Consider the following 13,026-nt stretch of genomic DNA (forward strand, 5'->3'; position numbering starts at 1 on the left):
CGATTGTCTTTATTCTATTTGATGAGTGTAATCAGTCAGATATGAATTTTATGTGAAATGAAATAAAAAAAGCCGAACTGTGTAGAGAGAGTGGTCAGTTCGGCAAAAGGTTAACAGATTAATGCGACAATTTGATCAGTTTTGTGATGTCATAACCATAATATTTTGCTGTCTCCAGATAAGACTTATAGATGGCTTCATCCAGTTGCGGTTCACGCGATAAAATCCACAGGTATTTGGTACTCGGTCCACCGACCAGTGCCACTTTATATTCCGGATCCACGCGTAATACCCAGTAATGCCCTTTGGTAAACGGAATCCATCTTAAACCTGGCGGCAAAAAGCTGACCTTTAGTTTGCTGTTGCCCTGATTTTGCGGATAGGCCACCCCTTCAGAGCTGATCATTTCACCATTTTCAATCCGGCAGCTATTTAATACGCCCATAGTCTGATCGGCATTGACAATGTAGTGTGCCGAGATATTCGATACGCATTTACGCTGAAAATACATCGGTAAATGCGCAATTTCATACCATTTACCAGCATACTTCTGGATATCAACCTGATTGACTGCCCGAGGGGTAACCGTTTCAGCTTGAGCTGTAAAGCTTAAGCAGATGATGGCTAACGCTGTAACTGCAAAAACTGACTTTAATAGCATCTTCATTTTTAAGCCTTATTTGATTTCCAAGATTAAGATAACCCAAGTCGATGTGAACAAAATGTGAAGATTAAATGCAGGACGAATGTAGGCAAAATTTCAATTTTATAGCCTGAAAAAATAGGTAAAATCATTTTTATTGGATCCCATTTTTAAGCGGTAAATTAGTTTTTTCTGTTTGAATGTATCAGTGCTGTCAATAGACTTGTTAAAAAAAGTCAACCAGATCAACAGACTCTTTCCAGATTCAGATGTCTTTTATAAGATAATTAAATATACATATAAAAAAACTTGATTAAATTTATTTTTAATGTATAGTGATCCTAACTAGAAAAAAGTCTTGTTTCATTCAATCTCTGTTAAGTATCGTCGTTTTATTCATAATCCTTCGTTTTTTTAGATTTTAAGTCTCATTCATTATTATTTTCCAAGTTATCAGCAGTCAATAAAATGGCTAAAATTATTAAAAAATCAGTAGGATTTATTATGTCAAACTCAAATATTGTTAAAGGTACGGTTAAGTGGTTCAATGAAACTAAAGGTTTTGGTTTTATTCAACAAGAATCAGGTCCAGATGTTTTTGCGCACTTCAGTGAAATTGCCAACTCAGGTTTTAAAACCTTATTCGAAGGCCAACAGGTTGAATTTAGTATTGCTCAAGGTCAAAAAGGACCGAATGCGGTCAATATTGTTGCTATATAAGCACTAAAATACGAGTTGAAAAAGCACTACTCAGTGCTTTTTTAATTTTAAAGAAAAAAGTTGTTGTTCCATATTGGAAAAAATCATAAAAACAGGATATAAATTGTTAAAAGTTAATGAATTAATTGCAAAATCTAAAAATGGTGCTGAAATTATCGTTTCTTTAATTCCCTTAAATAAAATGCAGAATACACGTCAAGGTTTTAAAGAAATTGAAGTGGGTAAAAGAGTTCTGCTGGAATCTGGAATTGAGGTAGATTTAAATTTAGATGGTCGTACATTTTATATGTCTTTAAATAAATTATTTAAGCTAAATCAAAAAGTTATTTAAAAAAATACTATATTGCTTAATTAATTGAATAGTCGCTCTGCCATAATCTTGTTAAAGGTGAACTAATGTTTAAACAAAATCTAAATGTGAAAGACCAATTTGGTATCAAATATTCTATTCAGGCCACGGTTGAGCGCCATTTTAGTGCTAGCCAGTCTTACTCCCATATCAAATATATAACCGTGGATGGTGAAGATATTCGGCCCAGTTTTGAAATGTTTTTCCAAAGTACTTCAAGCGGAAAAATTTTCAAAATTATTTAAGTCGATGAACTACTCACAGCTAAAACAAAGATGATAATATAAAAATATTTATATATTATCGCTTTATATTATTTATAACTCATATAATAATTTTAAATTTCTAGTGGCTTAACTCGCCCTTAAAAGAGCGAGAATGCGCACTATATTTTGTTCAAAATTTCAAAGCCACTCTTTGCTGTCATCTGCCACAGGCATTCCATGCATCACATGCTGAATCATTGCATAAGCGATACTACCTTTAAACGGAATCTCTGGTAACTGATTAAACTTAAAAAATTGTGCATCGCTGAGTTCATCTTCCTGAATCTGAATCTCACCCGAGTGATACTCTGCCCTAAAAGCCATCATCAGGTTGCTAGGAAACGGCCAGGGCTGGCTAGCCAGATATTGAATATTCTTGATCTGCAGCCCAACTTCTTCCAGCGTCTCACGGCGTACTGCCTCCTCCAAGGTTTCGCCCACTTCAACAAATCCTGCAATTAGGCTATACATCTGGGTTTTATTGCGGGCATTTTTTGCCAACAGAATTTCATCTTCGCCGCGGGTGATGATAGTAATCACACAAGGATTTACCCGCGGATACTGGTTATAGCCACAGGATGGACAGACCATGGCATACTGGCTGGCGTGCTGCTGGGTGGCGTGAGCGCACTTACTGCAAAAGCGGTGATTACGGCGCCATTCTAGCAACTGTACCGCACGGCTGGCCTCTTCAAACTGTGGCCTGCTCCAGACCTGTACCAGTTGCCGGATCGGGACCAGTTGATAACCTTCGGGTACTGATTCATTTTCTTTTAGATCCCGTGCAATGACTTGGCCATTTTCCGACAGATCCAGGTCGTGCTGCAGTTTTTCTACCTGCGGCAACTGAAAATGTTCATCCACCAGTAATTGCTGCTGTCTAAAAATATATGCTTTTGAATGCATGCTCATGACATCCACTGATTAAAAAAAATCCCATACATAGGAGTGTATGGGACAAAACTAAGGAAGCTTACATGGAGTAACTTCTAAGCAGATACTAGGTGCAAGCTGCCTGAATTACAACCATAATAATTTGTATCTTTTTGATTAAAATCACATAATTTTCACACCACCTATGCATTAAGGAATGATGCAATGTGAATTTCATCAATGGGCTGTAGCATTACAGAGATGGACAGTCTTTTATTGCAGCAATCATGATTCCTGTGCAATGCCAGCTGGTCATCTGGTCATCTGGTCATCTGGTCATCTGGTCATCTGGTCATCTGGTCGAGTTGAATTGATTCAACATGCGCGTTGATCTTTATTTTCACAAAAAATTGAACTGTTCGGCTTTACACTGCGCTCTCTTTCACTGGTTCTGAGATAGGTATGCGTTTCGGTTTAATTCTGGGTGACCAGCTTCATCATCAGCTTGCTACGCTCAAAGCGCTGGACCGTACCCAGGATGTGATCCTGATGGCCGAAGTGGTTGAGGAAGCCACGTATGTCGCGCATCATCCGCAGAAAATTGCCCTGATTTTTAGCGCCATGCGTCATTTTGCCAAAGAGCTCAAGGCCGAGGGCTGGCGTGTACGTTATCATGCTTTTCAGTCCGGAAGTCCGATTCGCAGCCTGCTAGATTTTGTGCAGGGACAGCAACAACTGTTCCCTGTCACAGAACTAGTCATGACCCAATGCGGAGAATACCGCTTGCAGCAGCAGATTCAACAGCACTGGAGCCCACGGCTACAACTGCCCGTACAGTGCCTGAATGACGACCGTTTTTTCTGTAGTCTGGAGCAGTTCCGCCACTTTGCCAGTCGCTACCAGACGTTGCGCATGGAATATTTTTACCGGGAAATGCGTAAACAGACCGGTTATTTGATGCAGAGACAGCAGCCGCTTGGACAACAGTGGAACTATGACAGCGCCAATCGCAAGGCATGGTCAGGCACTCCACCATTGCCTCCAACACTTCATTTTGAACGCGATCAGATTGATCTGGATGTAATGCAAATGGTTGAGCGCGAGTTTCCGCTTCACGCTGGCAGCCTTGACAACTTCCGCTGGGCCACCACACGTAGCAATGCTCTGCTTGCACTGGAGCATTTCATTACCCACAGTTTGCCGCATTTTGGAGATTATCAGGATGCCATGGTTCAGGGTGCAGACATGCTGTTTCACAGCCTGCTCTCGCCTTATCTAAACTGTGGCTTGCTGCTGCCGCGAGAAGTCTGTGATGCCGCAGAAACGGCCTACTATGCCGGTCATGCACCACTGAATGCAGTGGAAGGTTTTATCAGGCAAATCCTCGGCTGGCGCGAATATGTCCGCGGAATTTACTGGCTGTACATGCCGGAGTATGCCAGCCGCAATGCGCTGCAGTACTCAACCCCGTTGCCACAATTTTACTGGACTGGCCGCACTCAGATGAACTGCATGGCTGAGTGTTTCCGTAATACTTTTCAGCATGCGTATGCACATCATATTCAGCGTTTGATGGTGACTGGAAATTTTGCCCTGTTAACGGGTGTAGACCCGCAGCAGATCAGTGAGTGGTATCTGGCAGTATATGCCGACGCCTATGAATGGGTAGAACTACCGAACACCTTGGGCATGGTAATGCATGCCGATGGTGGCTTAATGGCCAGCAAGCCCTATGGGGCTTCGGGCAATTATATCCATAAGATGTCGGATTACTGCAAGCACTGTAGCTACAATGTCAAAACCCGTACCGAACCGGACAGCTGTCCTTTCAACAGCCTGTACTGGTATTTCATGATCCGGCATGAAGCGACATTCCGTACTCATCCACGTATGTGCATGATCTATCGACAGCTGGACAAGCTTAAAGATCGGCCTCAGATTATCAGCCATGCCCAGCAACTTCTTAGCCGGATTGATGAGTTATAAACCATGAAAAAACAGCATTTTCCTGAAAAAATCTGTATGCACTGTTTGCGTCCTTTTACTTGGCGCAAAAAATGGCAACGCTGCTGGGAGGAAGTCAGATACTGTTCTGAACGATGTAAACGTGAGTCCAGACAGCGGTCAAAATCAAACGCTTAGAAACGCTTGTATTGCCGTGAACAATAGGCCCGTATCACGTCGGGTGAACGCAGTTGCAGATGTTTGGTTTTTCGGCCGGTGACGCGTCCACGCCACATTTTAAAACTCGATGCTTTCATATTTTGCCGCATCAAGCGGATCACCGCCGCTTCATTTAAACCATACTCACATAAAATAGCTTCAAAAGGAGTTCTATCTTCCCAAGCCATTTCTATAATTCTGGATAAGTCCTCTTCAGAAAATTGATTCATACCATTCTCGTTTTTAATCATCACGAAGCGTCAATAAGCTTTATCGACTTTAATCTGACTAAAAGAATAACAATACAATCATGAATTTTTTGTGATTTTTCTCTAGTTTACGGACTCAGCACGAATAAAAGGGCTAGTTAAACTAGCCCTGTTAAGTCTTAGTTACCTCTATAAGTCGAATATCCATAAGGACTTAAAAGTAGAGGAATATGATAATGGCTGACACTTCCATCTACCTTAAAAATTACAGGAACTTCAGGAAAGAAAGTATCTTGCTTATTTTTTTTAAACCAGTCCTCAGTTTTAAAAGTAACTTTATAAATACCGGCTTCAAGCTTCTGATTTTCAGGAAACAATCCAGTAATACGGCCATTAGGACCAGTATATTGCTGATTTAACTTCACCCATTTATTCCCAGTACTTTTTTCGAGTACCACTTCGACTTGAGCTGAGGGTAGACCATTTTCTAGATTCAACACATGCACACTTAAAGGGTTAGTTTGTGCGAAAGTCATTGAGGTCAACAATAGTGTTGAAAGTGGCAATAATTTTTTAAACATGATGAATTCCTTAAGGATTGAAAATAGACTTAACAGCTGTTTCAGCGCAGTAATGGTCATTTTTTGCACCCCCTGCTCCGGCAACGCCAATGGCACCGACCACCTGATTTTCATAACTCACAGGTAGGCCGCCACCCAACAGCAGTAGATTAGATAAGGTGGTTAAATTTTTTGCATCCTTGTTTTCATTGGCATTTTGACTTAACAACATAGTCGCCGTTTTGGTCGATAAGGCGGTATAGGCTTTCTTTTCAGCTGCGCCCAAATTATGCGGTCCGACAGTTTCATGCCTGTTTGCCATTAACGTATTTCCGCCCCGATCCACCACCACCACAGCGATATTGTGCTGTATTTTTTGACACGCAGTCACCGCAGCATCCGTAAGAGTTCGTGCTGACTGAGAATCAAGTGAATAAACTTGATTGAATTGAACGGATTGTGCAAAAGTACTGCTACTCATCAGCATTACTGTTGCAATAAGCCCTTTGAGTTTGTTCATCATGATTGCCCTGAATTAAGTTTTAAAAATCTTATACAACCTGAATGATTTGAAGGATGACAATCACATTACAAAGTTGTCATCTTTAAAATGAGTCTGAACAAAATGTGTATTCTAATTATCGAAGATGAAGCGAAGATCGCCTCATATCTGGTTAAAGGGTTAAATGAATCTGGCTATGAGGCGCAATGCGTCCATTCAGGACTAGAAGGTTTGGAAAAGTTAAAGATGCATGCATATAGCCTAGTCATATTAGATGTAATGTTGCCCGATATTGATGGCTGGGCAGTCCTGAAAGTCTTGCGACAATTTTCCCAAATTCCGGTCATTTTTCTTACAGCAAAAGATCAGGTGATTGATCGGGTCAAAGGTTTGGAACTGGGCGCCGATGATTATCTGGCCAAGCCTTTTTCTTATATTGAATTACTGGCCCGAATTAAAAGTCTACTTAGGCGCCAGCAGTATGCACAGGAAAACCAATTAGAAATTGCCAATCTGAAATTGGATTTGATCCATCATAAAGTCTGGCGTAACGAGCAGTCGATAGAACTCAGTAGAAAAGAATTCAACCTTTTGCGCTTTCTGCTGCGCCATCCGAATGAAATTATTACGCGCAGGCAAATAGCTTCTGAAGTCTGGCAGATCAATTTTGATACCGATACCAATTTTATTGATGTAGCGGTAAGGCGTTTACGTAGTAAAATTGATGAGGGACATGATATAAAGTTAATTCATACTGTTCGCGGTTTGGGCTATAAAATTTCGGCAGAGAAATAATGTTGAAACCGATTCGTTCGCTAGAACTCCGATTAACACTCTTGGTTACAGGGTGTGCTGCAATGGTCTTGTGCGGTGTAGCATTTATGACCTATCTGGGTATCAACCAGATTTTAATTGCTCAGCAAGATAGGGCTTTGATTGAGCGAATTGAGCGACTGGAAATATTACTACAAGACAGTAGCAATATTGAACAGATTATCGCTCGCCCGAAGCTGTATCAAAACATGTTGGGAAATCAGGATAATTTGTTTTTATTGATTCAGGGTGATCAGGCGCTGATCAGCATTAATCCTCTTGGCATTCCTCTACCTGAATTTACCCATCAGCCCCAAATTCAATTCCAAGATTTATCGGCGCATGCTTATCCCACCCGCATTGCCTGGAAAACTATTCAAATTAATCGCCAGCCGTATCTGTTAATTGCAGGCAAACAGTGGTCTGAACGTTTAGGCATCATTGCACCTTTTCAAAAGAGCCTTGTCATTTATGTTTTCACAGGTATCTTGGCGATTTTCATCCTTTGTGCTATTGCTAGCCATCTGGGATTAAAAGTATTAAGAACCCTGCGAGAACAAACCCATGCGATAAATATTCAGCAACTTGAACAGCGACTCAATCTGCCCTATCCCCCTCAAGAGATTGCACAACTAGCCTCCGATATCAATGCCATGCTCGACCGTATTGAGCTGGGATATAGCCAGCTGAATCGTTTTTCAGAAGACATTGCGCATGAATTTAGAACACCATTGAATAATTTAATAGGACAAACCGAAATTTTACTCATGAGTGAACGCAGTCCCGTACAATATCAGGAAGTGCTGATTTCCAACCTAGAGGACTATCAACGCTTAAAAAGAATGATTGACAGCATGTTATTTCTGGCACGTGCAGATGCGCAGAAGGTTTGCTTAAACAGACAAAAAATCCAACTTCAATCCTTTATAGAAAATATCTTCAGCATTTTTGAGTATCAAGCCGAAGAACAACACTGCAATTTTGTTTTAAAGCTTGAGGCAACTGAGCTATTGGCAGATCCAGAACAGTTACAACAAGCTCTGTATAATCTGCTCTCCAATGCCCTGATTCATGGCGGCAAGCGCCGGACTATTTATGTGCATAGCTATCGAAAGATCATCAACAAACTGCCTATGATTGCGCTATCGGTCGTGACCAGTGGTTTAGAAATTGCCCCGGAACATTTGCCGCATATCTTTGAGCGATTTTATCAATGCAGTTCCAGTAGACAAAGTTATCATCAAACAGGTGGTTTGGGACTATCCATTGTGGCATCTATTATGACGCTTCATCAAGGGATGTATCAGGCGATTAATAGCGCAGAAGGTATATGCTTTGAACTGCTTTTCCCAGATACGTGATTCACATTCACACTGAGCTTATATCATTTTTTGGAATCACTCTGAATTCTCCCATCCACCAAATTAATGGTTCGATCACAGGTTGCCGATAATCTAGGATCATGAGTCACCAATAATACTGCACAGCCATGTTCGCGATGAACTTTACGAAATAATTCAAACATTTCCGCAGCAGTTTGAGTATCAAGATTACCTGTCGGTTCATCAGCCAACAATAGTGCAGGCTGAGTAATCAGTGCACGTGCAATCGCTATGCGTTGCTGTTGCCCTCCAGAAAGCTCATTGGGTTTACGGTCAGCGAACTTATCTAACCCTACAGCGGCCAATAATTCATGGGCATATTGCAACGCAGATTGATCTGGCTTACCTTGCTTCAGCATTAATGGCATAAGCACATTATTTAAGGCAGTAAAGGCCTGTATAAGATGATGAAATTGAAACACAAAACCTATACTGTTGCCACGTAATGCTGTCCGAGCCATATCATCCATACGACTTGTTGCCTGACCCAACAAGTACAACTCACCACAGCTAGGCTGATCTAATAAGCCAAGAATATTCAGTAAAGTACTTTTGCCTGAACCAGAAGGACCAATTAATGCAGCAAAGTCATTCCGTTGAATACACAGATCAATCCCATGTAATACCTCCACTTCATTAGGTTGCCCAACATTATAGGACTTTCGCAATGCTTCTAAACGTAGTACTTCCTCAGATGAATCAGACATGACGAATTGCCTCCACAGGATCGAGTGCAGCAGCCCGACGGGATGGTATTGCAGCAGCCAAAACTCCCGTTAAAGTCGCCAAGAATAATGCTGACAAGATAAGCTTGATTGAAATCGAAATATAAAACAAGCCGGGACCAAACTGATTAAATCCCCAAATTAGACAATAACTGACAACACTACCAAGCATCGAACCAAGCAGACCAAAAATTGCTCCCTGAAATAAGAAAACTCTTAAAATTTGCGTTTGTGTAGCCCCAGTTGCACGTAAAATACCGATTTCCCGAGTCCGTTGCACCACACTCACCGACATCACACTGGCAATTCCAAAAGCGACTGAAATCCCTACAAAAACAATAATCATGTTGGTCGAAAGACTTTGAGCGGTAATCGCATTCATTAATTGAGCATTGGTTTCAATCCAGCTTTCTGCTTTTAATCCAGCCAGGCGTCCAACTTGTGAGGCAATTTGCTCCGCCTGAAAAATATCTTGGATCGTCAGATCAATCACTGTGACCCCACCAGGCAAATTAAGTAAAGATTGCGCCTGTTTCAAATCCAGATAGACATAGCGCGCATCCAATTCACGCACGCCCAGTTCAAATATTCCAGAGATATTCACCACTGCATTTTTCTGTTGCCCAGTATCTAATCTTAATTTGCTCCCGACTTGCACACCCAAATCTTTGGCTAATTGACGCCCAATTAATACATTATCCGCACTGACCCGTAATTCACCACTCACCATATATTGCTTTAACGGAATAATCTGTTGATAACGTTCAAGGTTGATACCAACCAATGCAACAGATTGAATTGCATCTCCGCGCTGTACAAATGCAGGACCAGAGACCACAGGAGAAACCGCAGTCAACACCGGTAAATGATCTAAAGTCCCAGTAATCTGCTGCCAATTATTAATAGAACGTAAGCGTTGTGCACGCTGATCTTCTAGTAACAACTGAAGTGTTCCTGCTGCTGGTGGCACAATATGATTCACCTCATCTGGTGAGAGCAAACGAATATGCGCTTGTGTCCCTAAAGTCCTTTCTACAATATTCGATTGTAAACCCTGAATTAAGGCGCTAATGAACACAATGACCGCTACCCCCACCGCGACGCCAATGGTAATCATCATCGACTGTGTGCGACCCTCTCGCAAAAAACTGATTGCGATGGTCCACTCGGTCCAAAGTCGCCTAAAAAAGTTTTTCAATCGAATTTCACCGGTAATTCATTTTTGCTATTTTTCTGATCCGTTTGACTCTGGAAAACACGTTTAGTTTTCTCTATTCGGACACGAGTTCCATCTTTAAGCACTGATTCTGCATCGGTAAGGACGTGATCACCTTCTTTCACTCCAGCTACAACTTCAGACATAACCAAACCACGTAAACCCAGTGTGATAGGATGACGTTGAATTTTTCTATCTCTTACTAAAATAACCATAGCCTTGTTGCCACTTATACTGCTTAAAGCATCATTTGGAATGACCAAGGTTCGCTCGCGCTTGTTGGTTTCAACATTTACCGATACCGTCATGTCTTGACGCAGAAAACCTGGGACTGGATCAACTGTTAATCGGACGTCTACTGTGCCACGTTGAGCATCAATACTTGGAGCAATAAAATTAATATGGGCAGGAAAAGATTGATTTGGATAGGCATCTGCAATCACTGCGGCTTTTTGTTGTAAAGCCAGCAGTGGTAAATTTCGTTCATCAAATGGCACTCGTATTTCAGTCGCACCATCCAGTGCAATAGTGAAGAGAGTCTGACTCGGTTGTACCAGATCCCCTGGCTCAACATTACGCGTTAAAATAATACCTGAAACTTCTGCACGAATTTTGGTCTTGGCAAGTTGCGCTTGTAGTGCAGCGAGTCGTTCGCGTAATTTTGTCTCTTCAACTTTATTTGGGGCAAGTGAAGCAACTTTTAATCGAGCTGATTCCAAATTATTACGGGCGAGTCTTTCTGCCTCTATCGATTTCTCCCTTTCCTCTGCTGATAATATTCCTGATTCGGTATTTCGTCTGCGTAACGCCTCTCTTTGAGCCTGTTCTAATTGTACTTTGGCATTCGCTAAATCAACTTCTGCTTGCGGGCGTCTAGTGGTTTCGAGTTCTTTTAATTCAGCTTCTGCCTGCCGCACTTGCGCTGAAATTTCATCAGATTTCAGTACTAAAAGAATATCCCCTCGAGAGACCCGATCTCCCTCTTGAACCAATCGCTCAAGAACAACCCCTGTAATTTCACTACCAATCTGAGTCCGAGATACTTTCTCTACCCGTCCTGAAGCGACAACTGTTTGAATCAATGGACTAGATACGACTTCATAACTAGGCAGCAATGGTCCTTGCCACCAGCGATATGTAGCAAAACTGACGAGCAAAACCAGTAGTATAATCATGATCCAAGGCTTATAGCGAATAACAAGCAATTCCATTCTCCAAGCCAGATTAAAGAAAAGTTTTTGAATCGAATAATTAATGTCTAGTTAAATATATATGAAAATTTAGTTACAACACACCAAATTAAAAAAGCACACCATTTTTATTAAATTAATTTCTCTTACTGTTATAATTTTTTCATAATATTGATTAAAAAAACAAACAAACAAACAAACAAACAAACAAACAAACAAACAAAAATAAACCTATATTTTCATATATTTCAAAATCTTATATGAAATAATAACACGTTTTAGACTTTAACATTCCAGCTATCAATAACGTAATACATAGCCATATTTAGTAAAGTAGCTGTGATGGCGTCAATTGAACTCAACTCCCAAGCTATTGATTTAGTGAACCATAAAGCCAATAGCATTTTTCCTGTACCCATTTTTTACCCAAATTAGATTTAGTGCATTGAATCACAAAATTTATTTTGTTCAAATCCATTAACAGGATTTGAAATGGTGTCCCGATTTTAACACGTACGCATTCAATATTAAAAGATATGTTATAACATTACTTTTTTATATTTGTTTTTTTCATGTATCATTCAAGAGTACAACTTCAGGGTGAAAGTTATGTTTGACAATATAGATGCCTTAAAAACAAAATTAGATCAGCATCGTCCTCTTTCTCCTGCAATTGTAAAAAATCTACAAGAAGATCTTATTGTTCGCTGGACATATCATTCAAATGCAATTGAAGGCAATACACTGACATTGCTAGAAACAAAAGTGGTTTTGGAAGGCATTACCGTTGGTGGAAAAGCATTACGAGAACATTTCGAGGCAATTAACCATAGAAATGCGATCTATTATGTTGAAGATATTATTCGTAAAGAAGAACCTTTTTCTGAATGGCAGATTCGTAATATCCATCAACTCATTCTAAAAAATATCGATGATGACAATGCAGGACGTTATCGCCAACAAAACGTGTTGATTTCAGGTGCTACGACTAACCCACCCGACTATACACTGTTGAATGATAAAATGGCTCAGCTTGTCGATTGGTACAATACTGAGGCACATAAGCTACATCCTATTGAACGTGCAGCTAAAGTACATGCAGACTTTGTAGGCATTCATCCATTTATTGATGGGAATGGTCGTACATCACGCTTATTGATGAATCTCGAATTACTTAAAGCTGGATATCCGCCTTGTGTGATTACAGTAGAAAATCGTTTGGCTTACTATGAAGCTTTAGATCAATGGATGGCTTATGGTAAAACTGAAGCATTTATCCAATTAGTTTCTGAGGCTGTGCTTGATGGATTTAAACCATATCAAGTTGTATTGGGGATTTAAGTATATCTACTAGGCCTCTACTTGAAACTTCAATTATTTTTAGGGGGTATTACCCTACAGAACAATGAAATAAA

General features: G+C 40.6%; 16 protein-coding genes. 8 read left to right on the forward strand and 8 right to left on the reverse strand.

The window, feature by feature from the left end; all coding sequences use genetic code 11:
- Positions 1-118 precede the first annotated feature (118 nt).
- Positions 119-667 carry a lipocalin family protein gene (locus tag D7V32_RS12725; protein ID WP_120403228.1) on the reverse strand — a complete coding sequence of 183 codons (549 nt, stop codon included), beginning with the start codon at positions 665-667 and terminating at the stop codon, positions 119-121.
- A 480-nt stretch (positions 668-1,147) separates the two neighbouring features.
- Between D7V32_RS12725 and D7V32_RS12730 the strand changes: the two genes are divergently transcribed.
- The 3 genes from D7V32_RS12730 to D7V32_RS12740 all read left to right on the forward strand — a co-directional run bounded on the left by D7V32_RS12730 (position 1,148) and on the right by D7V32_RS12740 (position 1,957).
- Positions 1,148-1,363 (forward strand): cold-shock protein, encoded by a 216-nt coding sequence (locus D7V32_RS12730; protein WP_120403237.1) that lies wholly within the window; start codon positions 1,148-1,150, stop codon positions 1,361-1,363.
- 103 nt (positions 1,364-1,466) lie between these two features.
- A complete protein-coding gene (locus D7V32_RS12735) occupies positions 1,467-1,694 on the forward strand; it encodes a hypothetical protein (protein ID WP_120403229.1) in 228 nt (75 codons plus the stop codon).
- A gap of 65 nt (positions 1,695-1,759) precedes the next feature.
- Positions 1,760-1,957: a hypothetical protein gene (locus tag D7V32_RS12740; protein ID WP_120403230.1), complete on the forward strand. Its 198-nt coding sequence runs from the start codon at positions 1,760-1,762 to the stop codon at positions 1,955-1,957.
- 159 nt (positions 1,958-2,116) lie between these two features.
- Here D7V32_RS12740 and nudC read toward each other — a convergent pair whose 3' ends face one another.
- Positions 2,117-2,890 (reverse strand): NAD(+) diphosphatase, encoded by a 774-nt coding sequence (gene nudC, locus D7V32_RS12745; protein WP_171407658.1) that lies wholly within the window; start codon positions 2,888-2,890, stop codon positions 2,117-2,119.
- 423 nt (positions 2,891-3,313) lie between these two features.
- Here nudC and D7V32_RS12750 point away from each other — a divergent pair, with 423 nt between their 5' ends.
- A complete protein-coding gene (locus D7V32_RS12750; RefSeq protein ID WP_120403231.1) occupies positions 3,314-4,837 on the forward strand; it encodes a cryptochrome/photolyase family protein in 1,524 nt (507 codons plus the stop codon).
- A 36-nt stretch (positions 4,838-4,873) separates the two neighbouring features.
- The gene (locus D7V32_RS12755) at positions 4,874-4,993 is read left to right on the forward strand and encodes a DUF2256 domain-containing protein (protein ID WP_236162469.1); all 120 of its coding nucleotides are present in this window, start codon (positions 4,874-4,876) and stop codon (positions 4,991-4,993) included.
- Here the strand turns inward: D7V32_RS12755 and D7V32_RS12760 are convergent.
- The 3 genes from D7V32_RS12760 to D7V32_RS12770 all read right to left on the reverse strand — a co-directional run bounded on the left by D7V32_RS12760 (position 4,990) and on the right by D7V32_RS12770 (position 6,303).
- On the reverse strand, positions 4,990-5,244 hold the full coding sequence (locus D7V32_RS12760) for a TIGR03643 family protein (RefSeq protein ID WP_078194347.1): 255 nt from the start codon (positions 5,242-5,244) through the stop codon (positions 4,990-4,992). The genes D7V32_RS12755 and D7V32_RS12760 overlap by 4 nt on opposite strands.
- Positions 5,245-5,402: 158 nt before the next feature.
- Entirely contained in the window at positions 5,403-5,804 is a 402-nt protein-coding gene (gene uraH, locus D7V32_RS12765) for a hydroxyisourate hydrolase (protein WP_004981585.1), read from the reverse strand.
- Positions 5,805-5,814: 10 nt separating this feature from the next.
- The gene (locus tag D7V32_RS12770) at positions 5,815-6,303 is read right to left on the reverse strand and encodes a GlcG/HbpS family heme-binding protein (protein ID WP_171263817.1); all 489 of its coding nucleotides are present in this window, start codon (positions 6,301-6,303) and stop codon (positions 5,815-5,817) included.
- A gap of 105 nt (positions 6,304-6,408) precedes the next feature.
- Between D7V32_RS12770 and D7V32_RS12775 the strand changes: the two genes are divergently transcribed.
- Together D7V32_RS12775 and D7V32_RS12780 are read left to right on the forward strand one after the other, a co-directional pair.
- Positions 6,409-7,080, forward strand: a complete 672-nt coding sequence (locus tag D7V32_RS12775; RefSeq protein WP_005177241.1) for a heavy metal response regulator transcription factor — start codon at positions 6,409-6,411, stop codon at positions 7,078-7,080.
- Positions 7,077-8,459, forward strand: a complete 1,383-nt coding sequence (locus D7V32_RS12780) for a heavy metal sensor histidine kinase (protein WP_120403232.1) — start codon at positions 7,077-7,079, stop codon at positions 8,457-8,459. Before D7V32_RS12775 ends, D7V32_RS12780 begins: the two co-directional genes overlap by 4 nt.
- A 23-nt stretch (positions 8,460-8,482) precedes the next feature.
- Here D7V32_RS12780 and D7V32_RS12785 read toward each other — a convergent pair whose 3' ends face one another.
- The 3 genes from D7V32_RS12785 to D7V32_RS12795 are packed head-to-tail and all read right to left on the reverse strand — an operon-like array spanning position 8,483 to position 11,626.
- Positions 8,483-9,187: an ABC transporter ATP-binding protein gene (locus tag D7V32_RS12785; RefSeq protein ID WP_078194313.1), complete on the reverse strand. Its 705-nt coding sequence runs from the start codon at positions 9,185-9,187 to the stop codon at positions 8,483-8,485.
- A complete protein-coding gene (locus D7V32_RS12790; RefSeq protein WP_078194314.1) occupies positions 9,180-10,403 on the reverse strand; it encodes an ABC transporter permease in 1,224 nt (407 codons plus the stop codon). Before D7V32_RS12790 ends, D7V32_RS12785 begins: the two co-directional genes overlap by 8 nt.
- Positions 10,400-11,626, reverse strand: coding sequence for an efflux RND transporter periplasmic adaptor subunit (locus D7V32_RS12795; protein ID WP_120403239.1), 1,227 nt, complete (start codon positions 11,624-11,626; stop codon positions 10,400-10,402). Before D7V32_RS12795 ends, D7V32_RS12790 begins: the two co-directional genes overlap by 4 nt.
- 594 nt (positions 11,627-12,220) lie before the next feature.
- On the opposite strand from D7V32_RS12795, the gene D7V32_RS12800 reads away from it, so the two are divergent.
- Positions 12,221-12,952 (forward strand): Fic family protein, encoded by a 732-nt coding sequence (locus tag D7V32_RS12800; protein ID WP_120403233.1) that lies wholly within the window; start codon positions 12,221-12,223, stop codon positions 12,950-12,952.
- The last annotated feature ends 74 nt before the right edge of the window (positions 12,953-13,026 follow it).

The organism is Acinetobacter tianfuensis (assembly GCF_003611465.1).
GTDB classification, from domain to species: Bacteria; Pseudomonadota; Gammaproteobacteria; order Pseudomonadales; family Moraxellaceae; genus Acinetobacter; species Acinetobacter tianfuensis.